Below are 25,508 nucleotides of genomic sequence, written 5' to 3' on the forward strand. Positions count from 1 at the left end.
GCACCGATGCGGCCGTGCGCAGGCATCTCGTATGCTGGGCTGATCGTTTGCAGGATGCTTCCCGATGAAACCCGCCGTCATCTGCCCGCTCTCGCTGCTTCTGGTGCTGCCGGCGTTCGCGCGGGCTGCGCCGCCACCGCCGTCCTATGCGATGGAACAATGGACCCAACCGGGTATTTGCGAGACGCAGCACCGGCGCTATCTTGCGGACCCCGCATCCGCCGACAGCGTATCCGCGCAGGCCCTGATGCAACGCTATCTCGGCGTGCTCGACGAGGTGATCGCCGGCGACGCGGCGGCCTTGAAGTTCGCCCAGCTGTGCGATCGGTTCGACGTCGACCTCTTCGAAAGCATGCTGCCGCCACCATACGCCGAGCCGTGGAATCCCTCGCCGCCGCAGCCGGTCGGCAGCGTCTTCGTCGCCTACGTCGATGCACCGGGCACGGCATTCCAGCAACGGATCGAAGCGACGTACACGCCGGACGAGGCGTCGCTCTCGCTCGCCATCAGTTCGCGGGAGGATCCGCCCGTGGCTGCGGGTAGCGGGCTCGGCTACCGCTATCGCGACATGGGCGCGGCGTGCCCGCTGCGGCTCGGGCAACTGGCGGACAGGCTCGCTGCCGCCGGGTTCTCCAGGCAGTACTACTCCCTGGAGCCGCCCAGCCGGGAGTTCGCGGAATCCGACGATGGCGTCAGCGCCAGCTTCCGGCGCGACAAACTTGCCGTCGGCGCCACGTTGCAGGGCCTGTTCGTGGAACAACGCGCCCACCCCGAGGCGGCATGCGTGGCGGAAATCTCTCTTTCCCTGGCGAAATAGGCGCCACGCGCCACTGCATGGCGGAAAAAAGCCGGCGCCGTTGCAACGGCGCCGTCTACCGATCGGGCAATGAACGCGAGCGGCGCTTCGCCGCGCCTCAGGCCTTCTGGAACGTGAGGTGCCCGCCTTCGGCGCCGACGTTGATGGTGTCGCCGCTCAGGAACTGCCCGGACAGGATCTGCTGCGCCAGCGGGTTTTCCAGTTGCGACTGGATCGCGCGCTTCAGCGGCCGCGCGCCGTACACCGGATCGAAGCCGACGTTGCCGAGCAGTTCCAGCGCGCGGTCGCTGAGTTCGATCTTCAGTCCGCGCTCGGCCAGGCGCTTCTCCAGGCCGCTCAGCTGGATGCGCGCGATCGACTTGATCTGCGCCTTGTCCAGCGGATGGAACACCACGATGTCGTCCAGGCGGTTGATGAATTCCGGGCGGAAATGCGCCTGCACCACGCCCATCACCGCCGCCTTCATCTGCGTGTAGGCCTCGGCCGAGCCGTCGCCGCTCAGTTCCTGGATCTGGTGCGAGCCCAGGTTCGAGGTCATCACGATGACGGTGTTGCGGAAGTCCACGGTGCGGCCCTGGCCGTCGGTGAGGCGGCCGTCGTCGAGCACCTGCAGCAGGATGTTGAACACGTCGCTGTGCGCCTTCTCCACCTCGTCGAGCAGGATCAGCGAATACGGCCGGCGCCGCACCGCCTCGGTCAGGTAGCCGCCTTCCTCGTAGCCGACGTAGCCCGGAGGCGCGCCGATCAGCCGCGCCACCGAATGCTTCTCCATGAACTCGCTCATGTCGATGCGGATCATCGCCTCGCTGCTGTCGAACAGGAACTCGGCCAGCGCCTTGCACAGCTCGGTCTTGCCGACGCCGGTCGGACCCAGGAACAGGAACGAGCCGCTGGGCCGGTTCGGGTCGGACAGGCCGGCGCGCGAACGCCGCACCGCGTCGGACACCACCTTGATCGCCTCTTCCTGGCCGACCACGCGCCGGTGCAGTTCGTCCTCCATGCGCAGCAGCTTGTCGCGCTCGCCTTCGAGCATGCGGTTGACCGGAATACCGGTCCAGCGCGACACCACCTCGGCGATCTCCTCGGCAGTGACCCGGTCCTGCACCAGCTTGAAATCGTGGTGCTCGGCATCGCCGGCCGCGGCCAGCTGCTTCTCCAGGTTCGGCAGCAGGCCGTACTGGATCTCGCTCATCTTGGCGTAGTCCTGCCGGCGCTGCGCCGCCTCCAGCTCGACCCGCGCCTGCTCGATCTGCTCCTTGATCCGGGTCGCGCCCTGCAAGGTGGCCTTCTCCGAACGCCACACCTCGTCGAGGTCGGAGAACTCGCGCTCGAGCTTGTCGATGTCGCTTTCCAGGTCGGCCAGGCGCTGCCGCGAGGCCTCGTCCTTTTCCTTCTTCAGCATTTCGCGCTGGATCTTGAGCTGGATCAGCCGCCGCTCCAGGCGGTCCAGTTCCTCGGGCTTGGAGTCGATCTCCATGCGGATGCGGCTGGCGGCCTCGTCCATCAGGTCGATCGCCTTGTCCGGCAGCTGGCGGTCGGCAATGTAGCGGTTGGACAGCGTGGCCGCAGCGACGATCGCCGGGTCGGTGATCTCCACGCCGTGGTGCACCGCGTAGCGCTCCTTCAGCCCGCGCAGGATCGCGATGGTGTCCTCCACCGTCGGCTCGCCGACGAACACCTTCTGGAAGCGACGCTCCAGCGCCGCGTCCTTCTCGATGTACTTGCGGTACTCGTCCAGGGTGGTGGCGCCGATGCAGTGCAGCTCGCCGCGCGCCAGCGCCGGCTTGAGCATGTTGCCCGCATCCATCGCGCCGTCGGCCTTGCCGGCGCCGACCATGGTGTGCAGTTCGTCGATGAACAGGATGACCTGGCCTTCGGTCTTGGACAGGTCGTTGAGCACGCCCTTCAGCCGCTCCTCGAACTCGCCGCGGAACTTGGCGCCGGCGATCAGCGCGCCCATGTCCAGCGACAGCACGCGGCGGCCGCGCAGGCCTTCCGGCACTTCGCCGTTGACGATGCGCTGGGCCAGGCCCTCGACGATGGCGGTCTTGCCGACGCCGGGTTCGCCGATCAGCACCGGGTTGTTCTTGGTGCGCCGCTGCAACACCTGGATGGTGCGGCGGATTTCCTCGTCGCGGCCGATCACCGGATCCAGCTTGCCGCTCTCGGCGCGCGCGGTGAGGTCGATGGTGTACTTCTCCAGCGCCTGGCGCTGGTCCTCGGCGCTTTCCGACTGCACCGTCTCGCCGCCGCGCAGCTTGTCGATGGCCGCTTCGAGCTTCTTCTTGTCGGCGCCGGCGGCGCGCAGCGCCAGGCCCAGCGCGCCGGCATCGTCGGCCGCGGCCAGCACGAACCACTCGCTGGCGATGAACTGGTCGTTGTGCTGCTGCGCCAGCTTGTCGGTCTGGTTGAGCAGCCGGCTCAGGTCGTTGCCGATCGACAGGTTGCCGGGCTGGCCGCTGACCTTGGGCAGCTTGTCCAGCGCCTCGCCCAGCCGCTCGCGCAGCACCGGCACGTTGACCCCGGCCTGCGCCAGCAGCGGCCGGGTGCTGCCGCCGGACTGGTCGAGCAGCGCGGTGAACACGTGCACCGGCTCGACGATGGTGTGGTCGCGGCCCACGGCCAGCGACTGGGCGTCGGCCAGCGCCTGCTGGAAACGCGACGTGAGCTTGTCCATCCGCATCGGGAAGTTCCTCTGAAAGGGGGGCCGGCCGCGCCGGCATGCTAGTCAAATGCGGTTGGCGCGGCTTGTTTCAAGGCCGCGGCGCGGTCTGTATACGTCCGCGCCGCCTGGCGGAGCGTCTGGCGAGGGGCTGCCGTGACGGCCGCGATGCGCGCGTGCGCCCTGCCGGGCCGCGGCCCGGCATGGCGCCTTCGCCAGCGCACGGTTCCCTGCGCCGGTCGCCGCACGGTCACACGCCGCTACCGCTACAGCCCCTACCCTCGCGCTTCCGAACCTTCCCGCACAGGAGCCGCAATGCACTACGACCTCTACTACTGGACCGGCATCCAGGGCCGCGGCGAGTTCGTGCGACTGGCGCTGGAGGATGCCGGCGCGGCCTACCGCGACGTCGCCCGCGAGGAAGGCGACGCGGTCCTGCAGCCCTTTCTCGACGGCGAGCAGCCGGGCGCGCGGCCGTTCGCGCCGCCGTTCCTGAAGGCCGGGCGGCTGGTGATCGCGCAGGTCGCCAACATCCTGCACTACCTGGGCCCTTCGCTGGGACTGGTGCCGGACAGCGAGTCGCGGCGCATGCAGGCGCTGCAAATGCAGCTGACCATCGCCGACCTGGTGACCGAGATCCACGACAGCCACCACCCCATCGGCAGCGCGCTGTACTACGAAGACCAGAAGCCGGAGGCGCGGCGCCGCGCCGAGGACCTGCGCACGCAGCGGCTGCCCAAGTTCCTCGGCTATTTCGAGCAGGTCATGAGCCAGGGCGGCGGTCGCCACGCATTGCGCGAGCACTCCTACGTGGACCTGTCGCTGTTCCAGCTGATGAGCGGACTGGACTACGCGTTCCCCGGCGCGATGAAGAAGCTTTCGCCGAAGCTGCCGCAACTGCGCGCCCTGCAGCAGCGGGTGTCCGATCGTCCCGCCATCGCCGCGTATCTGGCGTCGGAGCGGCGCCTGCCGTTCAACGACAACGGGATTTTCCGGCGCTATCCGGAGCTGGATGGCTGATGCGTGATGCCTGCAGGCCTTCGGCACCGACACTTGGTCGAAGGCATGCGGTCCGTGTCTTCGTTCGTCGCGGCTGAAGCCGCTCCTACATGGGGCCTGGGGTGCCAGCTGGTGCGCGCATGTCAGCCGCGTCGTCGCTGCGGTTCAATGTTGCCACCGGCAAGGCGTACTCCTATCAAGCCAACAGCCCTCAGGTCCGCACCAACGCCGCACGGATCGCCCGCAGTTGCTTGCGCACCGCCTCGGCCTGCGTCGGTCCCAGGCGCAGCAGCGCCTTCTGCCCGACCGACAGCGACTCCAGCGCCGGATCGACGAAGCGGTACTTGCCGGTGCGCGCATCGGCGGTCACCGCCGGCGGCGCTGCCGGCACCGGCGCCTGCAGCAGATGGTCGATCACCTGCACCAGACGGTCGTTGAAATAGCCCTTGGGATAGCCCAGTTCCACATACGCCTGCTGGAACAAGGGATAGAAGCGCCGGTACGCGGCCACCATCGCGCCGGCATCGGCCTGGGTGAAGGCCTGCACGTACGGGGCATAGCGTTGCGCGTTGGCCGCGTCGATCACGCTGGCGCCGGCCGCATCGGTGGCGACCTGCAGTTGCCCAGGCACCGGCTTCAAGACCAGGGTGCGCGCGGCGACGCGGCGCTGCGGCAGGTTGTCGATCATCGTCACCGCGCGCTGGATCAGATGGTCGCGGATCAACAGCGCCAGCGGCGCGTCGCTGCCGGCCAGCGTCACCAGTTCGGCCCACGCCGCCGCGTCGCTGTCGGCCAGCGCCGGGATCGCCGCATCGGCGGCGGTGGCGGGATCGATCGGATGCTGGATCGGCGGCGGCGCTGGCGGTGTGGCCACGGGCACGGACGGCGCCGCGCTCGGCGCAGCGGGCGGCGCCACCGCAGCAGGCGCAGGCGTTGCGCCACGCAACAGCGCGCTCAGGTTGTCGCGGAACAGCCACGCCGCGGCAGCGGCCACCAGCACAGCGACCAGGATCCAGGGCCAGGGCGAATGACGTGGCTGCATGGTGTCCGGTTCTCCGTTGAACAGTGGCAGGTGTGACCACTGCGCTCGCCGCCGGTTCCACCGCGGGACGGCCAGCGTTCAGCCTCGGCGCGCGGCGCCGCCGCACGCTGGACGCGCGACGCTAGCCAGTGGCCCCTTCGCCGAAGGCGATGCGCGCACCGACCCAGTAGGCGACGATGGCGGCGGCAACCTGCTCGGCCTGCGCCGCCGGCATCGCCTTATGTTCGATCAGCCAGCGCGCCGTCGCCGCGCGCGCCGGCGGCAAGGCGTTCAACGCTGCCTTGCGATCCGCTTCAGGCCACAGCGCCGCATCGCGCCAGCCGGCGATCGCCGCTGCCGGATCGCGCCTGGGTGCTGCGTCTTGCGGCCGCTGCAGAAGCAGCAGTGGCGACTGCGTGGCCTGCAGCGAGAGCACGCGCCATCCTGCGAAATCCGCGTAGCGCATCGTGCCGGCATCGTCGGAGGCCTTGTCGATCAAACTGGCAAACGCCTTGTACAGCTGTTTCCACGCCGGCTGGTCGAACAGGCCCGGCTGCGGCGCGCAGATCGGTGCGTCGAGATCGCGGCTGGACCCGTACAACGGACCCATCGCCTCATAGGCGGCCTTGCCCTGCTGCGCGAACACGAAACAGTGCACGTAGGGGCGCGGGTCGGGACCCGTGGTGGCGTCCACGCTGTAGCCGCTGCGTTCGATCCACAGCCGCAGCAGGGTCAGATCGCGCGCTTGCGCGGCCTGGCGGTCGGCCGGCTCGGCAGCGTCGAGCATCCCGGCCGCCACCGGATCCTGCTGGCGCAAGGCGGCGCTGGCAGCGGCGAATCGCGCCCGCGCTTCCGCCGCACCAACCCCCGCCGCCGGCACGAAGCGGTGCAGATACACCAGCCAGGCCGAGGCCAGCCCGCCGTCGTAGGCGCGCAATTGCACGGCTGCCGCGGCCGGCGCAGCGGGAATCCCGGCGACGATGCGATCGAAGCGCGCCGCCTGCGGCGCGAACTGGCTGTCCAAGGTGCGTATCCGCGCCTCGATCCGCTGCTTCAGGCAGGCGCCCGGATCCGACTGGGCCAGACAGCCATTGCGCTGCGCCAACCAAGCCTGCTGCGCACTGCGCACGCCTTGCCGCTGCGCGGCCGGCACCACCGCCACGAGCGCCGCATAGCGCCGGGCCAGCGATTCGTCGGCGGCATCCAATCGCTTGTCCGTGCACAACAGGCGCTCGACCGCGCTGGACGCCTTGGCGCAGTCGAACGACACCGCCGCAGCGCTCGGCATCCAGGCCAGGCACGACAGCAGCAAACCCGCGCGCACGGCGGCGCCTGTCATCGTCATCGCATTCTCCAGCGAGCGGCCGGCGCAGGCGCTCAGTCCACCAGCACCGCACGCGGCTTCTGCAGCGACAGCAGGCCGAGCAGCGCGGCCAGCGCCACGTAGCCGCCGGCGAACTGCCAGGCGATCAGCTTGGGCAGGCCGCTCAGCGTCCATGGCAGGTAGATGCCGCCGCGCGGATCCACCGAATGGATCAGCCCGAACAGGGTCAGCGCGGCCGCCACCAGCAGGAACACGGCGGCGCGACGCAGGCGCCCATCGACCATCGCCGCCACCGCCGCGGTCCACAGCATCGCGGTGATGATGAAGCCGTTGCCCAGGGTGAAGATCACCGCCAGCTCCGGCAACCCGTGGCCGTCCAGCGTGGTGGTCAGCGCGGCCAGCTTGTCCGCCGGGATCCAACCCGGCGCCTTGATCGCCAGCAGGTAGGCCACCGACGGCAGGAAGCCCAGTACCATCGCCCCGGCGTGGCGCTTGGGCGTGGCCTGGAACGCCTGGGTGGTGATGTCGATGGCCACGTACACGATGATCGGCGCCAGCACCGCCAGCGGCAGCCACTGCACCAGCCCGGCGACCAGCCCGAGCATGCCGCCCAGGCCGATGAACAGCCCGGTCAACAGCGTGTAGCCGCTGCGCGCGCCCATGTGCTTGTAGGCCGGCTGGCCGATGTAGGGCGTGGTCTGGGCGACGCCGCCGCAGACGCCGGCGACCAGGGTCGAGCAGGCCTCGACCAGCAGGATGTCGCGGGTGCGGTAGTCGTCGCCGGCGGCGCGTGCGCTCTCGCTGACGTTGATGCCGCCGACCACCATCAGCAGGCCGAACGGCAGCAGCAGCGGCAGCAGCGGCACGGTGTCGGCCAGGCCGGCGACGAAGCCCAGGCTCGGCCACGGCAACACCAGCTGCGGCGCCACCCACTGCGGCGCCTCGTAGCCGGGAATGCCGAAACCGGCCGCGTTCGACCAATAGTACAGGCCGGTGCCCAGCACCAGCGCCAGCGGCACGCCCGGCAGGCCGTACGGCAGCCGGCCCTTGGCGATCAGCACGTACAGCAGCAGGCCCAGCACCACCAGCCCGACCAGCGGCGCGCGCAGCGTTTCCAGCAGCGGCAGGAAGCCCATCAGCACCAGCGCGATGCCGGCGATCGAGCCGAGCAGCGCGGCCCGCGGCAACGCGCGGGTGACCGCATCGCCGAAGAACGACAGCACGGTCTTCAGCAGGCCCATCACCACCAGCGCGGCCATGCCCAGGTGCCAGGTGGCGAGCGCCGCGGCCTGCGGGTCCAGGCCCTGCTGCTTGTAGCGCACGAACGCGGGGCCGAGCACCAGCAGCGCCATGCCGATGCTGGTCGGCGCGTCCAGGCCCAGCGGCATCGCGGTGACGTCGCTGCGCCCGCTGCGCGCGGCCAGCCGGCGCGCCATCCAGGTGTACAGCAGGTTGCCGATCAGCACGCCGAACGCGGTGCCGGGAATCATCCGCGTATAGATCACCTCGGCCGGGAACTGGAACAGGCCGACCAGGGCCAGGGTGATGAAGCCGAGGATCGACAGGTTGTCGACCACCAGGCCGAAGAAACCGTTGAGATCGCCGGCGACGAACCAGCGCGGGCGCGACGAAACAGGAGCGGTGCTGGGCATGCGGGCGGTGGCTGCGTTGGGGGTCGATGGATGGTAATGGAAGCGGCGCCTGCGGATTGGCGCGCGAACAGGGATGCAGCATCCCGGCTTGCGCCTCTGCGCCGCGGCTACAGATCCAGATGCAGGAACTGGTTGAACGCGCTCGGCACGTAATCGGCGAACGCCGGTCCATTGCGGAAACCGCGTCGCCGGTACAGGCCCAGCGCCGCGTCGAAGGCCGCGCCGCTGCCGGTCTCCAGGCTCAGCCGCTGCAGGCCGGCGGCGCGTGCGGCGGCGACGATGTGCTCGAGCAGCGCCGCGGCCGCGCCCTGGCGCAGGAAGTCCGGATGGGTACGCATCGACTTCAGTTCGCCGCCACCATCGTCGAGCACGCGCAGCGCACCGACCGCGGCCAGCGCGTCGCCGCGCCAGACACTCCACACGGTCACGTCGGCGCGCTGCAGTCCTGACAGGTCCAGCGCATACACGCTGCCCGGCGGCGACTGCGCATGCATCTGCTGCAGGTGGTACGCGAGCAACGCACGCACCGCCTCACCGGACAGATCGTCCTGGCGGATCGAAAACGTCACCGCCCCGCCCTTCCGAATCCCCACTCCCCACTCCCGAATCCCGGCTTCAAAACGACACCTCCACCGGCTGCCGCGACCACAGCACCGACTGGTGCCCGGTCGCCTGCTTCCATGCCAGCCGGATCGCCTCGATGTCGGCGCGGCGCTGCGGGGTGTCCTCGTGCAGGATCACCAGCACCTTGGTGTTGAGCCGGTTCGGCTCCTTGGCGCCGCGGAACAGCCACTGCCCGTAGGCATCGAACACGGTCAGGCCGTCGGGGAAGCGCGGCGTGACCTGCTTGTCCAGGAACGCGCGCCATTGCGCCTCGCTGATCGGCTCGGCCTGCGGGCGATCGGCCGGGCCGCTTTCTTCGCCGACCCCGAAGTACAGCTCGCTGCGCACCCAGCCGCTGGCCTGCGCCGGCCGCGCGGCATCGCCCTGCATGGCGGCGCCGACCTTGGCCGGCGCGGTGGAAGCGGACGGCGCGACGCTGGCGCAGGCGGTCAGGGCCAGGAACACGGCAAGCAAGGGGGCACGCAACAGCATCGGCAGGTCTCGGAAGCGGAACGGAAGGACGCGATGGTAGGCGACCGTGGCGGCGCGCGCCCGATAACCGCCGGGCATCAGCTCATGCCGAACGCGGTGGAACGGACGGCTCGCCGCCGCGTTAACGATAAGATAATATATCGCTTCATCCGGATGGATGTACCCGAATTGTATTCCGCCTGCGCGGCACGGACCACCGCCGCAGCGGTCTTTGCGTCACCGCAGGAGAGAGCCCCCATGTCGTATCCGTTCGCCCGCCCGCTGAGCCTGGCCATCGCCCTGGCTTTGTCGGCCCCCGCCCTGGCCCAGCAGGCCGATCCCGGCACCGCGACCAACCTGGACACGGTGATCGTCACCGGTACCCGCGCCAGCGGCCGCACCGTGCTCGAGTCCACCGCGCCGGTGGACGTGCTCAGCGCTGAGGACATCCGCAAGGCCGGCGTGGTCAACGGCGAACTCGGCAGCGCGCTGCAGGCGCTGCTGCCCTCGTTCAACTTCCCGCGCCAGTCCAATTCCGGCGGCGCCGACCACATCCGCGCCGCGCAGCTGCGCGGGCTCTCGCCCGACCAGGTGCTGGTGCTGGTCAACGGCAAGCGCCGCCACACCTCGGCGCTGGTCAACACCGACAGCAAGATCGGCAAGGGCACCACCCCGGTGGACTTCAACTCGATCCCGATCAGCGCGATCAAGCGCATCGAAGTGCTGCGCGACGGCGCCGGCGCGCAGTACGGCTCGGACGCGGTGGCCGGGGTGATCAATGTGATCCTCGACGACGATCCGGACAGCGGCGCGCTGGAAGCCAGCTTCGGCGCCAACCACACCGACGTGAAGCCGATCGACCGCACCGTCACCGACGGCCAGACCAGCTACGCCAGCGCCAAGGTCGGCACCCGCCTGGGCGACGACGGCGGCTTCTTCAAGGTCGGCCTGGAACTGAAGAACCGCGAGGGCACCAACCGCGCCGGCTACGACCAGATCCCGCCGTTCGAGGCGCAGACCCCGGCCAACCTGGCCCTGGCCGGCAAGCGCAACTACGTGCTCGGCGACGGCGCCAGCAAGGACCTCAACGCCTGGATCAACGGCAAGCTGCCGTTCGGCCAGACCAGCGAGTTCTATTTCTTCGGCACCTACAACCAGCGCGACACGCAGGGCGCCAACTATTTCCGCTATCCCGACAGCGACGCCAACTGGACCGAGGTCTACCCGAACGGCTACCGCCCGGTGTCGCTGGGCGAGAACCGCGACATCCAGAGCGTGGCCGGCGCGCGCGGGCAATGGGGCGAGTGGGCCTACGACGCCAGTGTCGACTACGGCCGCAACGACTTCACCTACCGGCTGAAGAACTCGCTCAACGCCTCGCTCGGCCCGGGCAGTCCGACCCGCTTCAAGACCGGCGACTACGCCTTCGAGCAGAGCGTGGCCAACCTCGACCTGAGCCGCAGCTTCGACGCCGCCGGCGCCACCCACACCGTCGGCAGCGGCGTGGAATTCCGCCGCGAGCATTACCGTACCCGTCCCGGCGACCCGGCCAGCTACGCTGCCGGCGCTTACACCGACCGCCCCACCGGCGCCCAGGCCGGCGGCGGGCTGACCCCGCAGGACGCGGCCGACCTGTCGCGCAACGTCGCCAGCGCCTACGCCAGCGTGTCCAGCCAATTCGGCGACAAGTTCTCCACCGACCTGGCCGCGCGCTACGAGCACTACCAGGATTTCGGCGGCGAACTGACCGGCAAGCTGGCCGCGCGCTACGAGTTCGTGCCGGCGTTCGCGCTGCGCGGCGCGATCTCCAACAACTTCCACGCACCGTCGCTGAGCCAGATCGGCTACGAAGCCACCTCCAGCGGCTACGATGCGGCCGGGCAGCTGCTGCAGGGCCGGCTGCTGTCGGTCAACAACCCGATCGCGCAGGCGCTGGGCGCGAAGGAGCTGAAGCCGGAGAAATCGGTCAACTACAGCCTCGGTTTCACCAGCCGCATCGGTTCGCACTTCGACTTGTCGCTGGACCTGTTCCAGATCGACATCGACGACCGCATCGCGCTGTCCGAAGACATCAGCGGCGATGCATTGACCGCGTTCGTGGCGCAGAACTTCGGCGTCACCGGCCTGCAGAGCGCCAGCTTCTTCGTCAACGCCGCCGACACCCGCACCCGCGGCGCGGAACTGGTCAGCAACTGGCGACAGGCGCTGGGCGACGGCCAGCTGCAGTTGACCGGCACCTGGAGCTACGCCAAGACCGAACTGAAGAACCTGGTCGCCACGCCGCCGCAGCTGCTGGCGCTGAACCCGGACTACGTGCTGTTCGGCGTGGAGGAGAGCAACACCCTGACCGACGCCGCGCCGCGCACCCGCGCCCAGTTCGCGGCGAACTGGAGCAACGACCGCTGGGCGCTGCAGACCCGGGTCAGCCGCTACGGCAGCGCCACCCGCGTGTTCGACTTCGGCGACGGCTACGTGCCGCGGCAGACCTACGGCGCCGAGTGGCAGCTCGACGCCGAGGTCGAGTACCGCATCACCACGCAGTGGAGCGTGGCGCTGGGCGGGCAGAACCTCACCGACAACTACTCCGACCGCTCCAACACCGACATCTACTACTTCGGCAACCTGCCCTACGACGTGCTGTCGCCGATCGGCAGCAATGGCGCTTATTACTACGGGCGCGTGCGGTACACCTTCTGACGAAGGTGTGGGATTGGGGATTTGGGATTGGGGATTCGCAACAGCGGGACCCTGCACGGCTTTTGCCAATCCCGAATCCCCACTCCCCAATCGACGAAGTTGGGATTGGGGATTCGGGATTGGGGATTCGCAACAGCGGGGCCCTGCATGGCTTTTGCCAATCCCGAATCCCCACTCCCCAATCCCGGCCACTCCACTTGGCCCTAACGCTGTCTCGTTCATCATGAACGCATGGCAGACGCGCTCCCCCTCCGACCGCCGCCGCCGCGCCTGGACGATGCCTGCGCATTGTTCCTAGACGTGGACGGCACCCTCATCGAATTCGCCGATCGCCCCGACGGCGTGCACCTGCTGCCCGAGGTGCGCGAGGCGATCGGCCGCATCAGCGACCGCCTGCACGGTGCGCTGGCGCTGGTCAGCGGCCGCCCGCTGGCGCAGCTGGACGCGCTGTTCGCGCCGCTGCGCCTGCCGGCCGCCGGCCTGCACGGCCACGAACTGCGCAGCGACATCAATGCCCGCGCCGCGATGCCGGCCGATACTTCGCAGTGGCTGCACGGCTTGCACCAACGCGCCGCGCACCTGCGCCAGGCGCATCCCGGCGTGCTGGTCGAAGACAAGGGCGCCAGCCTGGCGCTGCACTGGCGCGCAGCGCCGGAGGCCGGTCCGCAGGTCCTGGCCTTCGCCCAGGCGCAGATCGATGCGCTGCCCGGCTACCGCCTGCAGCCCGGCGACCACGTGGTCGAGTTCGTGCCCGAGGGCAGCGACAAGGGCCTGGCGCTGACCGCGCTGCTGCAGCAGCCGCCGTTCCAGGGCCGCCGCCCGGTGTTCGTCGGCGACGACCTCACCGACGAGTTCGGCTTCGCCGCAGCCAATGCCGCCGGCGGCTGGAGCGTGCTGGTCGGCGCGCGCGAACACAGCGCGGCGACGTTCGCCTTGCCCGATCCGCGCGGCGTACACGCCTGGTTGCGCGACAACGCCGCATGAGTACCGTGCCCAGCGGCAGCGCCCCGCCTCGCCTCCTCCCCGACCGCGCACAAGGATCCGCTTCCTCCATGAGCTCCCCCACTCTCGACCTCGGCGTGATCGGCAACGGCAGTTTCGGCGCGCTGGTCGACAAACAGGCACGCGTGGTGTGGAGCTGCCTGCCGGCCTTCGACGGCGACCCGGCGTTCTGCGCGCTGCTGTCGCCGCGCGACCACGACGGCGGCGATTTCAGCATCGAGCTGGAGGATTTCGCCGACAGCGAGCAGCACTACCTGGCCAACACCGCGATCCTGCGCACCGTGCTGCGCGACGCGCACGGCGGCGCGGTGGAAGTGATCGACTTCGCGCCGCGCTGGCGCAACCACGGCCGCTTCTACCGGCCGGTCAGCATCATCCGCCAGGTGCGGCCGCTGTCCGGCAATCCGCGCATCCGCGTCCTCGCGCGGCCGCTGGCCGACTGGGGCGCGCGCAAGCCGGAAAGCACCTGGGGCAGCAACCACGTGCGCTGGCTGCTGCCGGAGTTCACCCTGCGCCTGACCACCGACGTGCCGGTGCGCTTCATCCGCGACGAGCTGCCGTTCGTGCTCAGCCATCCGGTCAACCTGATGCTCGGGGTGGACGAATCGCTGACCCGCTCGCTGACCGGCTACATCCAGGAAGCGCAGGAGCGCACAGAGGAATACTGGCGCGAGTGGGTGCGCTACCTGTCGGTGCCGCTGGACTGGCAGGATGCGGTGATCCGCAGCGCGATCACCCTGAAGCTGTGCCAGTACGAGGACAGCGGCGCGATCATCGCGGCGATGACCACCTCGATTCCCGAGGCGCCGGACACCCCGCGCAACTGGGACTACCGCTATTGCTGGCTGCGCGACGCCGCCTTCGTGGTGCGCGCGCTGAACCGGCTCGGCGCCACCCGCACCATGGAGCAGTTCCTCGGCTACATCTTCAACATCGCCACCACCGACGGCAGCCTGCAGCCGCTGTACGGCATCGGCTTCGAGGCGGCGCTGGAAGAACACGAAGTGCCGTCGCTGGCCGGCTACCGCGGCATGGGGCCGGTGCGGCGCGGCAACCTGGCCTGGATCCAGAAACAGCACGACGTGTACGGCAGCGTGGTGCTGGCGTCCACGCAATTGTTCTTCGACCTGCGCCTGAAGGATCCCGGCGACAAGGACACCTTCCTGCGCCTGGAGCCGCTGGGCGAGCACGCGTTCGCGTTGCACGACGTGCCCGACGCCGGGCTGTGGGAATTCCGCGGCCGCGCCGAGGTCCACACCTACACCAGCGCGATGTGCTGGGCCGCCTGCGACCGCCTGGCCAAGATCGCCGCGCGGCTGGGCCTGGACGCACGCGTGGCGTACTGGCGCGAACGCGCCGACACCATCCACGCGCGGGTGCTGGCCGACGCCTGGAGCGCCGAGCGCGGCCACTTCACCGACACCTTCAACGGCCATCGCCTGGACGCCTCGCTGCTGTTGCTGGCCGACATCGGCTTCATCGCCCCGGACGATGCGCGCTTCGTCGCCACGGTCGAGGCGATCGGCCGCGACCTCAAGCACGGCGATGCGCTGTACCGCTACGTGGCGCCGGACGATTTCGGCGCGCCGGAAACCAGCTTCACCATCTGTACGTTCTGGTACATCGACGCGCTCGCCGCGATCGGGCGCAAGGACGAAGCGCGCGAACTGTTCGAGCGCATCCTCGCGCGCCGCAATCACCTGGGCTTGCTGTCGGAGGACCTAGCCTTCGACAACGGCGAGGCCTGGGGCAATTTCCCGCAGACCTATTCGCATGTCGGGTTGATCATCGCCGCGATGCGCTTGTCGCGCAGCTGGCAGGAGGCTTCATGAGCAGACTCGTAGTGGTATCCAACCGCGTGGCCTTGCCCGGCGAGAACCGCGCCGGCGGCCTGGCGGTGGGCTTGCTCGCCGCGTTGAAGGAACGCGGCGGGGTGTGGTTCGGCTGGAGCGGCAAGACCGTGCGCGGCGACAGCGGCGCGATGCACGAGCAGACCCAGGGCGACATCCGCTTCGTCACCATGGACCTCAACCGCGCCGACCTGGACGCGTACTACAACGGCTTCGCCAACCGCACGCTGTGGCCGCTGCTGCACTTCCGCCTGGACCTGGTCGACTACGACCGCGCCACCCGCGAGGGCTACCGCCGGGTCAACGCGATGTTCGCCGAGAAGCTGGCGCCGCTGCTGCGCGAAGACGACACGGTGTGGATCCACGACTACCACCTGATCCCGCTGGCCTCGCTGCTGCGCGAGCGCGGCATCGGCTGCCGCATCGGCTTCTTCCTGCACGTGCCGTTCCCCTCCGCCGACCTGATCCAGGCCCTGCCCGATCATGCGCGGCTGTTCTCCGGCTTCTACGCCTACGACCTGGTCGGCTTCCAGACCCAGCGCGACGTGGACCGCTTCCAGGCCTACGTGCGCCTGTTCGGCGGCGGCAAGGTGATCAAGGACGGCGTGCTGGAAGCGCCCGGCGGGCGCCGCTTCCGCGCCGAGAAATTCCCGATCGGCATCGACACCGAACTGATCGCGCAGCAGGCGCGCGCGGCGGTGACCAAGCCGGCGGTACGCGACCTGCGCAGCAGCCTGCGCGACCGTCAGCTGGCGATCGGCGTGGACCGGCTGGACTACTCCAAGGGCCTGCCCGAACGCTTCCTCGGTTTCGAGCGCTACCTGGAGCGGCATCCGGACCAGCGCGGCAGCCTCACCTATCTGCAGATCGCGCCGGTCTCGCGCGGCGACGTCACCGAGTACAAACAACTGCGCAACCAGCTCGAACAGATCGCCGGGCACATCAACGGCGGCCACGCCGAGCCGGACTGGACGCCATTGCGCTACGTCAACCGCAACTTCACCCACGCCACGTTGACCGGCTTCTACCGCGCCGCGCAGGTCGGCCTGGTGACGCCGCTGCGCGACGGCATGAACCTGGTGGCCAAGGAATACGTGGCCGCGCAGGATCCGGAGAATCCGGGCGTGCTGGTGCTGTCGCTGCTGGCCGGCGCCGCCGACGAACTGAAGGAAGCGCTGCTGGTCAATCCGCACGACCTGGACGGCGTCGCCGATGCGATCGCCACCGCCGCCTCGCTGCCCAAGGCCAAGCGCATCGAACGCTGGCAGACCATGATGGAGCACCTGCGCAAGAACGACATCGGCGTGTGGCGGCAGCGCTACCTGCAGGCGCTGGAGCGGCGCTGATCCGCACCTGCCGCGGCGGCGCCATCGCCGCGCGCGGCAGGCACGCCACCGCACGCAGAACGCAGGTTTCTGCACGGTCACGGACCGCGCACGCGGATTCCTTTAAAATCGCCGCCCATACGCCGCGTATCGAAACCCTGGGAGGGGCGCGCGACGTGCTCGTTGAGCGCCAGGTCGCCGCCGATGCAGCCGAACCAGCGCTCGATCCCCTCCACGATCTTCCTGCGCCAGCACGGCGCCGCCGGATCTTCTGCAGACCCTCTCCATGACCCCTCACTCTCCGCAACACGGACCCGGCAGCTGGCTGTTCGTCGCCTATGCCGTGGTCATCGCCCTGATCGGCGCCGCCCTGGCCGCGATGGGCGGCCAACTCGTCGCCGCCGGCGGCTCCTGGTACTACCTGCTGGCCGGCCTGGCCCTGGCCGTGTCCGGCGTGCTGCTGGCGCTCGGGCGCCGCGCCGGACTGTGGCTGTTCGGCCTGACCCTGGCCGCGACCATCGCCTGGGCGCTGGCCGAAGTCGGCCTGGACGGCTGGGCGCTGATCCCGCGCCTGGCGATGATCTCGGTGCTCGGCCTGCTGCTGTTGCCGTTCTGGAAGGTGGCGCGCTGGCGCCTGGCGCCGGTGTCCGGGCTGGGTTACGCGCTGGTCACCGGCGTGCTGCCGGTCCTCGGCGCGCTGCTGGTGTTCGTGCCGCTGTTCTTCCCGCGCAGCGTCGAGCTGGCCGATCCGGCGCTGGCCGCGCAGCGCCCGCAGAGCGCGTTCAGCCGCGCCACGGTGAACAGCCCCGACGGCAACGTCGCCGCCAACCACGACGTCAGCAACTGGACCGCCTACGCCGGCTCCAACCTGTCCAACCACTACAGTCCCGGCGCGCAGATCACGCCTGACAACGTCAAGGACCTGAAGATCGCCTGGGAATTCCATACCGGCGACCTCAAGCCCGCCGGCTCCAAGCTCGGTTATGCGTTCCAGAACACACCGCTGAAGGTCGGCGACCTGGTCTACATCTGCACGCCCACGCAGAAGGTGATCGCGGTCGAGGCCACCACCGGCAAGGAACGCTGGCGCTTCGATCCCAAGACCAACCCCAAGGCGATGGCCGGCGTCGCCGCCACCACCTGCCGCGGCGTGTCCTACTTCGAGGCCACCACCCCGGTCGCCGAATGCGCCAAGCGCATCTTCTGGCCGATGGTCGATGGCCGCCTGGGCGCGCTCGACGCCGCCACCGGCAAGCTGTGCGAGAGCTTCGGCGACCACGGCTACGTGGACCTGAACAAGGACACCGGCAACACCAAGCCCGGCTTCGTCGGCCCGACCTCGCCGCCGGTGGTGATGCGCGGCGTGGTGATCCAGCCCACAGGCCAGGTCCGCGACGGCCAGGAACGCGATGCGCCGTCCGGCGTGGTGCGCGCCTTCGATGCGATCAGCGGCCAGCTGCGCTGGGCCTGGGATCTGGGCAACCCGGCGATCGACGCCGCGCCGCCGGCCGGCCAGACCTATACCCGTTCGACCCCGAACGTGTGGTCGCTGATGGCCGCCGACGACGAACTGGGCCTGGTCTACCTGCCAACCGGCAACGCCTCCGGCGACTTCTTCGGCAAGGGCCGCACCCCGCAGGAAGAGGAATACACCGCCTCGCTGGTCGCGGTGGATGCGGCCACCGGCAAGGAGCGCTGGCACTTCCGCACCGTCAACCACGACCTGTGGGACTACGACATCGGCCCGCAGCCGAACCTGGTCGATTTCCCGGTCCCCGGCGGCGGCACCCGTCCGGCGGTGATCCAGGCCACCAAGTCCGGCCAGGTGTTCGTGCTCGATCGCGAGACCGGCAAGCCGATCATGCCGGTGCAGCAACTGCCGGTGCCGCAGGGCACCGACCACGGCGACTGGACCGCCAAGACCCAGCCGGTGTCGCCGGGCATGCCCAACACCGTCGGCGCGCCGAGCAAGGGTTACGAGACCATCGTCGAATCCGACGCCTGGGGCATCACCCCGTTCGACCAGCTGGCCTGCCGCATCCAGTTCAAGCAGCTGCGCTACCAGGGCATGTTCACTCCGCCCAGCCTGGGCGGCTCGCTGTCGTTCACCGGCAACCACGGCGGCATCAACTGGGGCGGCGTATCGGTGGACCTGCAGCGCGGCATCATGGTGATGAACAGCAATCGCCTGCCGTACACCGAGAACGTCTACACCCGGGAGAAGATGCACGAGCTCGGCGTGGTGTCGGTATTCAACGGCAAGAGCAAGACGCCGGGCTACATGGCGCAGGAAGGCCTGGCCTACGGCGCGCGCAAGGAACCGTGGATGTCGCCGCTGAACACGCCGTGCATCGCCCCGCCGTGGGGCTACGTCTCCGGCGTGGACCTGCGCACCCAGCAGGTGATCTGGCGGCGTCCGCTGGGCACCGGCTACGACCAGGGCCCGATGGGCATCCCGTCGAAGATGAAGTTCGAACTGGGCACGCCGAACAACAGCGGCTCGCTGGCCACCGCCGGCGGCGTCACCTTCATCGGCGCGGCGCTGGACAACTTCCTGCGCGGCTACGACACCCAGACCGGCAAGCTGCTGTGGGAAGTGCGGGTGCCGGCCGGCCCGCAGGCCGCGCCGCTGAGCTATACGGTGAACGGCAAGCAGTACATCGTCGCCGCGATCGGTGGCCACGACCGCATGGAAACCAAGCCCGGCGACAGCGTGATCGCCTGGACCCTGCCGGACGCCGCGCCGGCGAAGTAACGCCGGCCCGCTTCCGCCGGACCCGACCGGCCGTCGCAAGACGGCCGGTTTTTTTGTGCCCGGAACGCTGCCGGCCAACGGCGGCGCATTCGCGCATGTCCCCGTTGCGGGCCGAGCCATCGCCGGGCGGCCTATTGCGCTGCAGCAAAAAATACAGCGTTTTCAGCGACCTATCTCGCCTATTCAGGCGCGATATTTCCGACGAGCGGTCTGTGCCGCGGTCAAGCCCACCAACCTGCCGGCCGATACTGAGAGGCACATTCAACGATTTGTCGACGCGCGGATTGCGCCGATCTTCCCAGCCGGTAGCCGCCATGACCTTGCCAGACGCCGCATCCCCTCGCCCGATTGGCGGCTCCCGCCTGCCCCCGCGCCCCTTGCTGTTCGCACTGGCCTATGCGCTGGGCCTGTTGGCGATGGCGCTGTACGCGTTGCACCTCGGCCGCCAGCTTGGGCCGAACGGGCCGGCGCTGGCGCGCCTCGCGCCGGCACTGGCCGCCGCGGCACTGCTGGTGGCGGCGCTGTACTGGGCCGGCACGCGGCGCGCGGCGCCGTCGCAACGCGCGCTGCAGGCGGTGCAGGCGCTGGGCGAAGGCCGCTTCGAGCAACGCCTCGATGGCGCCGGCGACGCCGCCGACGCCGCGCTGCTGCGCGCGGTACAGACGGCGCAGGCGCGACTGGCCGCACGCCAGGCCGAGACCGAGGCCGAACTGCGCCATGGCCGCTTCGTGATCCAGGCGCTGGACGACCTGGATACCATGATCCGCATCGCCGACGACGACGGCCGCGTGCACTTCGCCAACCGCAAGCTGCTGCAGATGCTGCGCGCGATCGAGCCCGACGTGCAGAGCTTCCGCCCCGAATTCAGCGCCGAGCAGTTCGTCGGCGGCAGCATCGGCGACATCTATCCGGACAGCCAGGCGGCGATCGACCGCATGCGCGCGCTGACCGGTTCCAAGCGCGTGCGCGCGCCGTTCTTCGGCCGCCAGATCGACTTCGTCTACAGCCCGATCACCGGCGCCGACGGCGTGCGCCTGGGCACCATCGCGCAGTGGGAGGAGGTGACCGCGCAGGTCAACGCCGAGCAGGCGCTGACCGCGGTGATCGACGCCGCCGCACATGGCGATTTCAGCCGCCGCCTCGATACGGCGTCGATGGACGGCGTGCTCAAGTCATTGGCCGAGGGCGTCAACCGCATTTCCGATTCGGTGGAGAGCAACCTGGCGGCGCTGGCCAGCGCGCTGGCCGCGCTGGCCGAAGGCGATCTCACCCATCGCGTCGACGGCGACGCGCAGGGCGTGTTCGCGCGGCTGCGCGAGGACACCAACCGCACCGTGGCCAAGCTGACCGAGATCATCGTCGGCATCCAGGGCGCGGTCGAGGCGATCCGCCGCGCGGCGATGGAAATCGCCGCCGGCAACACCGACCTGTCCGACCGCACCGAGCAGCAGGCGGCCAGCCTGGAGGAAGCCGCCAGCTCGATGGAGGAACTGACCTCGGCGGTGAAGCAGAACGCCGACAACGCGCAGCAGGCCAACGGCCTGGTACACGGCACCGGCGAGATCGCCCAGTCCGGCGGCAAGGTGATGGACGAGGTGGTCGCCACGATGAGCGCGATCAGCACCTCGTCGCGGCGCATCGGCGAGATCATCAGCGTCATCGACGGGATCGCGTTCCAGACCAACATCCTCGCGCTCAACGCCGCGGTCGAAGCCGCGCGCGCCGGCGAGCAGGGCCGCGGTTTCGCCGTGGTCGCCTCGGAAGTGCGCTCGCTGGCGCAGCGCTCGGCGGACGCGGCCAAGGAGATCAAGCAGCTGATCGAAGACTCCACGCAGAAGGTGACGCTGGGCTCCGGGCTGGTGAACCGCGCCGGCGCCACCATGCACGAGATCGTCGGCTCGGTGCAGCGCGTGACCGGGCTGATCGGCGAGATCAGCGCCGCCAGCGCCGAACAATCCAGCGGCATCGAGCAGGTCAACCGCACGGTGATGCAACTGGACGAAGTGACCCAACGCAACGCCGCGCTGGTGGAAGAAGCCACCGCCGCGGCGCGCAGCATGGAAGAACAGGCCGGCGGCCTGGCCACCGCGGTGGCGGTGTTCCGGATCGAAACCAATCGCGCGCAGCCGGGCGGCGGCAAGGTCACGCAACTGCGCAGCGCCGGCTGAACCGGCACGCTGCGCGGTCGGCGCCGGTTGCACGGACGCACGGCGCGTCACCGGCCCGCGCCGAACGCCGTTCGCAGACGATGCCGCGGCGCGCGCCAGCGCACCGTCCGGCTCAGACGAAACTCATGTACAGATCGCGCAGGAAGCCGAGTTGTTGCTCGCGGCTTTCGAACATGTCCTCGGCGAAATACTGCAGCTCGGTCTGCACCAGGATCTGCTTTTGCCGCCCCTTCGGCGCCAGATCGATGGCGAACGACTGTTGCGCCTGCCCCAGCAGCATCAGCTGGTCGAGCACGCCCGGATACTGGTCCGCGTAGAAGCGCTCCGCCGCCTCGCGCGTGGCGAACGGGTGGCCGGTATGCGCCTTCGCGTTGCCCTGCCGCGCATCGACGATCTTCATCGGCTCGTAGCGGTTGCCAGCCCTTTCGCCCCAGATCGTGCCGGCTAGCACGCCCTCGTTGACAAAGACCACCTGATCGGTGATCGGGGGAGGATTCTGCGCGGTGTTCTGGATCTGGATCTGTTGGGTGGTGCGTGTGGCGTTTTTTTGCAACACCCCGAGAGTTTTGGCGATGTCGTCCGCAGAGTCACCCAGCCTGCAATGCAGGATGCGCTGGTTGCTGTTCAAGTTCTGGGTGAAGGTCAGGTTCCGGTCCCAGTCGCCGGTATAGAGGGCGACGATCCGCTCGGGGTATTCGAAAATGCCGAATCCCGACCTGTGTAGCGGCCGCAGGCGGATGAATGGCCCTTTTCCGGTCATGTAGTAGGTGCTGGGCAATTGCGTCGCCGAAAACACGTAGTGCGTGGTGTCGATATCGAGGCTGGCGAACAGCCGGTTGACCGGCTTGATCAGCGGCACGGGCGTGGCGGTGGGCATGGGAGCGCTCCTCTGCAGTGGTGGTGGGCCGGGCGGCGTCTCCATGGCGCTGGCCACCGCAGGCGGCCTGCGCCGCTGCGTGAGCAACAACAACAGGAAAAGAAGATCCATGAGGTGATGGTTCCGCGCACTGCATGCGCGCCGCTCCCACAAGAACGCGGCAAACGCAGGCCTGTGAATCGGCGCAGCCATGGCACCACGTGCCCTGGAAGCGAAGGCAAGCGGTCAGCGCGCCGTTCGGCGACTTGTTCGCGGCGCGCCGGGCGACTGCAGCGCGCGGCCACCGCGCGCCGGGCTCACTCCAGAAAGCGCGACCGCTGCTGCGGATCGGGCAGGAAGCACTGCGTCGAAGTGCCGAACCAGCGGTAACGGTTGCGCGCCAGCACCCGATACGCGGCATCGCGCCAGCGCCGCGGCAACAGCCGCAACACCGCCACGACGCGCCATGCGCCGCCGAGGCCGGCGATCACGCCGATCGCCGCGTCCGAATCGGTCCACGCGCGTTGCGGCGTCAGCAGCAGGAACGACAGCGGGTCGTCCGGATCCAGCCCATGACGGACCAGCAAGGCGCGGCCGCTCGCCGATTGGATCGACGCGAACCGGTAGCGGCCGCGGCGATCGAAGCGCAGCAGAAAACGCACCCAGCGGCTGCACAGCAGGCATACCCCGTCGAACACCACGATCGCGCTGTCGGCGCCCGCCGCGGACACTGCGTCGCGCGCGGGTTCAGGCCGGCTCAAGCCAGCCCTCGTAACGGATGAACGGGCCGATCCACGGCAGCGCCACCTCGACCAGAAACGCATAGCGGCCGTCGCGCTCGGATTCGCGGCAATGCACGCCGGCCAGCCAGCGTCGCGGCAGCGGCAACACGCCGAACGCCCAGGCGCGGGCGGCGCTCCAGACGATCGCGGCGGCGTCCACGCGCAGCGCGAATTCGAATTCGACCGCGCCCAGGCGCTCGCGCAGCCGACCGTCCTGCAGCCACAGCCGCGACGGCATCGCGTGCGTGCCGAAACGGCGCTGCCAGCGCTCGCCCTGCGCGTCGGTGAGGAAGGTCACCTCGATCGCCAGCGTGGCGCTGGCCGGCGGCAGGCGCGCCAGCCATGCGCACAGCGGCAGCAACGGATGCCGGCCGCGGCGTACCTCGGCCTGGCCGACGTAGCGCTGCCGCTGCGGCACCGAATGCAGCGTGCGCAGCGCCGGCGGCAGCTGCGCGAATGCGGGCCCCAGCACTTGCGCGAACAGCGGCGCGCTCAGTCCGCGATCCATGCCAGCGTCGCCATGCGCCCGCTGCGACGGTCGCGGCGATAGGAAAAGAAGCGCTGCGCGTCGGAGATGGTGCACAGGCCGCCGCCGTGCACCTGCGCCGGGTCGATCCCCGCGGCGGCCAGGCGCTGCCGCGCCAGCGCATACAGGTCCACCCGCCAGTGTCCGGGGCGGGTGGCGACGAAGGCGCTGGCCGCGGCCGGATCGTGGCCGAGGAAGGCATCGCGCACGTTCTCGCCGATCTCGTACACCTGCGGACCGGCGGCCGGGCCCAGCCAGGCCTGCAGGTGCGCCGGCGGCGTGCGCAGGGCGGCGACGGTGGCCTCCAGCACGCCGGCGGCCAGGCCCTGCCAGCCGGCATGCGCGGCCCCGACCTCGCTGCCATCGCGGGCGGCGAAGGTCACCGGCAGGCAATCGGCAGTCAGGATCGCCAGCACCACGCCGGGCACCGCGGTGACCGCGGCATCGGCGGTCGGCTCGGCGTCGATGCCGGCCGCGGCAGGCGGCCGCTCGAAGCGCAGTACTTGCACCCCGTGCACCTGCCGCAGCCAGTGCGGCGGCGACGGCAGCGCCAGGCGCGCGGCGAGTTCGTCGCGGTTGCGTTGCACCGTGGCCGGATCGTCGCCGTCGGCCGCGCTGCGGTTGCCCAGGTTGAACCGGTCGAACGGCGGCGACGACGCCCCGGCGCCGGTGCGCAGCGTGGTCAGCGCGCGCACCCGCGGCGACGCCGGCCAGTCGGCGGCAAGGGCGAAGTCGGTCATGCGCGTGCGGCCCTGGACAGGGCAGCGCCGGCGAACGGCGCGACCGGGCACAGCGTCGCGCTCCCGGCGACGACCGCCGCGCGGGCGTATCGGAAACCAGCACACCGGCCGCGCGTCCGCGCCGCCTGCACCGGCACGCCGAGCCGTGTCGCCCATTCCCGGGCAGCTCCGCCCGGAAATGGATGCAAGGCGCCAGGCCTGCCCTCGCCCACCGGCGCCATGCTCAGCGCCGCGCCTGCTCGGCGGCCAGCCGCGAATCGACGCGCAGCGCGGCCAGCAGGCGCAGCAGGTCGGCCGGCACCGCGGCGGTGGCGCGCACCGGCTCGCCATGGGTGGGGTGCTTGAACTCCAGCGTCTCGGCATGCAGCGCCTGGCGCTTGAAACCGCGCAATTCGGCGATCAGCTCCTCGGTGGCGCCCTTGGGCAGCTTCAGCGGGCCGCCGTACAGCGGATCGCCGATGATCGGGTGCTTCAGGTGCGCCATGTGCACGCGGATCTGGTGGGTGCGCCCGGTTTCCAGGCGGCATTCCAGCGCGGTATGCGCGCGGAAGCGCTCGCGCAGCCGGTAATGGGTGACCGCGTCGCGGCCGTCCTCGCGCACCGCCATGCGCAGGCGGTCGCGCGGGTGGCGGTCGATCGGCGCATTGGCGGTGCCGCCGGAGACCAGCGGCCCGGCCACCACCGCCAGGTACTGGCGGTGCACGTCGCGCGCCGACAGCTGCGCCACCAGCGAGGTGTGCGCCGGCAGGGTCCGCGCCACCACCATGGCACCGCTGGTGTCCTTGTCCAGGCGGTGCACGATGCCCGCGCGCGGCAGCGAGGCCAGCGACGGATCGAAGTACAGCAGGGCGTTGACCAGGGTGCCGCTGGGGTTGCCGGCGCCCGGATGCACGACCAGCCCGGCCGGCTTGTTCAGCACGATGACCTGGTCGTCCTCGTACAGCACCTCCAGCGGGATGTCCTCCGGCAGCGCATGGGTCTGGGTCTCCAGCACCGCATGCAGGCTGGCGATCTCGCCGCCGCGCAGGGCGTCGCGCGGCCGCGCCGGGGCGCCGTCCAGCAGCGCGTCGCCGGACTTGATCCATTCGGCCAGGCGCGAACGCGAGAATTCGGGAAACAGCTCGGCCAGGACCGCGTCGAAGCGGCGGCCGGCGGCGTGATCGGGCACGCGCGCCTGGCGCGGGCCGTCGGAGACGGCGTCCTCAGGGGTGTCCGGGAGGGTATTGGGCATGAAAAGGGCACGGCTACGTCGGAAAGG

Annotated in this window: 20 protein-coding genes; 8 read left to right on the forward strand and 12 right to left on the reverse strand. The window is 70.0% G+C overall.

All coding sequences use genetic code 11. The features are described from left to right. Nucleotides 1–64 precede the first annotated feature (64 nt). Nucleotides 65–817 carry a hypothetical protein gene (locus tag H9658_RS03460; protein WP_191824367.1) on the forward strand — a complete coding sequence of 251 codons (753 nt, stop codon included), beginning with the start codon at nucleotides 65–67 and terminating at the stop codon, nucleotides 815–817. Nucleotides 818–914: 97 nt separating this feature from the next. Here H9658_RS03460 and clpB read toward each other — a convergent pair whose 3' ends face one another. After that, nucleotides 915–3,500 carry an ATP-dependent chaperone ClpB gene (gene clpB, locus H9658_RS03465; protein ID WP_179566610.1) on the reverse strand — a complete coding sequence of 862 codons (2,586 nt, stop codon included), beginning with the start codon at nucleotides 3,498–3,500 and terminating at the stop codon, nucleotides 915–917. Between the two features lie 294 nt (nucleotides 3,501–3,794). Here clpB and H9658_RS03470 point away from each other — a divergent pair, with 294 nt between their 5' ends. Beyond that, the gene (locus H9658_RS03470) at nucleotides 3,795–4,499 is read left to right on the forward strand and encodes a glutathione S-transferase (protein ID WP_191824368.1); all 705 of its coding nucleotides are present in this window, start codon (nucleotides 3,795–3,797) and stop codon (nucleotides 4,497–4,499) included. 190 nt (nucleotides 4,500–4,689) lie between these two features. Here H9658_RS03470 and H9658_RS03475 read toward each other — a convergent pair whose 3' ends face one another. The 5 genes from H9658_RS03475 to H9658_RS03495 form a co-directional block, all read right to left on the reverse strand. Continuing rightward, complete coding sequence (locus H9658_RS03475; RefSeq protein ID WP_191824369.1) at nucleotides 4,690–5,520, reverse strand: DUF3014 domain-containing protein; 831 nt, start codon at nucleotides 5,518–5,520, stop codon at nucleotides 4,690–4,692. A gap of 121 nt (nucleotides 5,521–5,641) precedes the next feature. Beyond that, nucleotides 5,642–6,844, reverse strand: a complete 1,203-nt coding sequence (locus H9658_RS03480) for a lysozyme inhibitor LprI family protein (protein ID WP_225209717.1) — start codon at nucleotides 6,842–6,844, stop codon at nucleotides 5,642–5,644. 32 nt (nucleotides 6,845–6,876) lie between these two features. Then, the gene (locus H9658_RS03485) at nucleotides 6,877–8,475 is read right to left on the reverse strand and encodes a hypothetical protein (RefSeq protein WP_191824370.1); all 1,599 of its coding nucleotides are present in this window, start codon (nucleotides 8,473–8,475) and stop codon (nucleotides 6,877–6,879) included. A gap of 107 nt (nucleotides 8,476–8,582) precedes the next feature. Further along, entirely contained in the window at nucleotides 8,583–9,044 is a 462-nt protein-coding gene (locus H9658_RS03490; RefSeq protein WP_318241168.1) for a GNAT family N-acetyltransferase, read from the reverse strand. A 46-nt stretch (nucleotides 9,045–9,090) separates the two neighbouring features. Continuing rightward, nucleotides 9,091–9,570, reverse strand: a complete 480-nt coding sequence (locus H9658_RS03495) for a DUF3574 domain-containing protein (RefSeq protein WP_179566617.1) — start codon at nucleotides 9,568–9,570, stop codon at nucleotides 9,091–9,093. A gap of 237 nt (nucleotides 9,571–9,807) precedes the next feature. On the opposite strand from H9658_RS03495, the gene H9658_RS03500 reads away from it, so the two are divergent. The 4 genes from H9658_RS03500 (at nucleotide 9,808) to otsA (ending at nucleotide 16,444) form a co-directional block, all read left to right on the forward strand. Continuing rightward, entirely contained in the window at nucleotides 9,808–12,246 is a 2,439-nt protein-coding gene (locus H9658_RS03500) for a TonB-dependent receptor plug domain-containing protein (RefSeq protein WP_191824371.1), read from the forward strand. Between the two features lie 231 nt (nucleotides 12,247–12,477). Beyond that, nucleotides 12,478–13,230, forward strand: a complete 753-nt coding sequence (otsB, locus tag H9658_RS03505; protein ID WP_191824372.1) for a trehalose-phosphatase — start codon at nucleotides 12,478–12,480, stop codon at nucleotides 13,228–13,230. A gap of 68 nt (nucleotides 13,231–13,298) precedes the next feature. After that, entirely contained in the window at nucleotides 13,299–15,080 is a 1,782-nt protein-coding gene (locus H9658_RS03510) for a glycoside hydrolase family 15 protein (protein WP_191824373.1), read from the forward strand. Next, a complete protein-coding gene (gene otsA, locus H9658_RS03515) occupies nucleotides 15,077–16,444 on the forward strand; it encodes an alpha,alpha-trehalose-phosphate synthase (UDP-forming) (RefSeq protein ID WP_179566625.1) in 1,368 nt (455 codons plus the stop codon). The genes H9658_RS03510 and otsA overlap by 4 nt, the downstream gene beginning before the upstream one ends. Nucleotides 16,445–16,521: 77 nt before the next feature. Here the strand turns inward: otsA and H9658_RS03520 are convergent, their stop codons facing one another. Continuing rightward, complete coding sequence (locus H9658_RS03520; RefSeq protein WP_179566627.1) at nucleotides 16,522–16,659, reverse strand: hypothetical protein; 138 nt, start codon at nucleotides 16,657–16,659, stop codon at nucleotides 16,522–16,524. 89 nt (nucleotides 16,660–16,748) lie between these two features. Here H9658_RS03520 and H9658_RS03525 point away from each other — a divergent pair, with 89 nt between their 5' ends. After that, nucleotides 16,749–19,178: a membrane-bound PQQ-dependent dehydrogenase, glucose/quinate/shikimate family gene (locus tag H9658_RS03525; protein WP_191824571.1), complete on the forward strand. Its 2,430-nt coding sequence runs from the start codon at nucleotides 16,749–16,751 to the stop codon at nucleotides 19,176–19,178. Between the two features lie 314 nt (nucleotides 19,179–19,492). Then, nucleotides 19,493–21,346 (forward strand): methyl-accepting chemotaxis protein, encoded by a 1,854-nt coding sequence (locus H9658_RS03530; protein WP_191824374.1) that lies wholly within the window; start codon nucleotides 19,493–19,495, stop codon nucleotides 21,344–21,346. Nucleotides 21,347–21,458: 112 nt separating this feature from the next. Here the strand turns inward: H9658_RS03530 and H9658_RS03535 are convergent, their stop codons facing one another. The 5 genes from H9658_RS03535 to rluD all read right to left on the reverse strand — a co-directional run bounded on the left by H9658_RS03535 (nucleotide 21,459) and on the right by rluD (nucleotide 25,481). Then, on the reverse strand, nucleotides 21,459–22,223 hold the full coding sequence (locus H9658_RS03535) for a hypothetical protein (protein WP_191824572.1): 765 nt from the start codon (nucleotides 22,221–22,223) through the stop codon (nucleotides 21,459–21,461). A gap of 296 nt (nucleotides 22,224–22,519) precedes the next feature. After that, nucleotides 22,520–23,026 carry a thiol-disulfide oxidoreductase DCC family protein gene (locus tag H9658_RS03540; RefSeq protein ID WP_191824375.1) on the reverse strand — a complete coding sequence of 169 codons (507 nt, stop codon included), beginning with the start codon at nucleotides 23,024–23,026 and terminating at the stop codon, nucleotides 22,520–22,522. Beyond that, on the reverse strand, nucleotides 22,950–23,492 hold the full coding sequence (locus tag H9658_RS03545) for a DUF4166 domain-containing protein (RefSeq protein WP_191824376.1): 543 nt from the start codon (nucleotides 23,490–23,492) through the stop codon (nucleotides 22,950–22,952). Before H9658_RS03545 ends, H9658_RS03540 begins: the two co-directional genes overlap by 77 nt. Further along, nucleotides 23,477–24,250: a peptidoglycan editing factor PgeF gene (gene pgeF / locus H9658_RS03550; protein WP_191824377.1), complete on the reverse strand. Its 774-nt coding sequence runs from the start codon at nucleotides 24,248–24,250 to the stop codon at nucleotides 23,477–23,479. The genes H9658_RS03545 and pgeF overlap by 16 nt, the downstream gene beginning before the upstream one ends. A 223-nt stretch (nucleotides 24,251–24,473) precedes the next feature. Continuing rightward, entirely contained in the window at nucleotides 24,474–25,481 is a 1,008-nt protein-coding gene (rluD, locus tag H9658_RS03555; protein ID WP_191824378.1) for a 23S rRNA pseudouridine(1911/1915/1917) synthase RluD, read from the reverse strand. Between the last annotated feature and the right edge of the window lie 27 nt (nucleotides 25,482–25,508).

Origin of the sequence: Xanthomonas bonasiae, from assembly GCF_014836395.1 — a bacterium.
GTDB classification, from domain to species: Bacteria; Pseudomonadota; Gammaproteobacteria; order Xanthomonadales; family Xanthomonadaceae; genus Xanthomonas_A; species Xanthomonas_A bonasiae.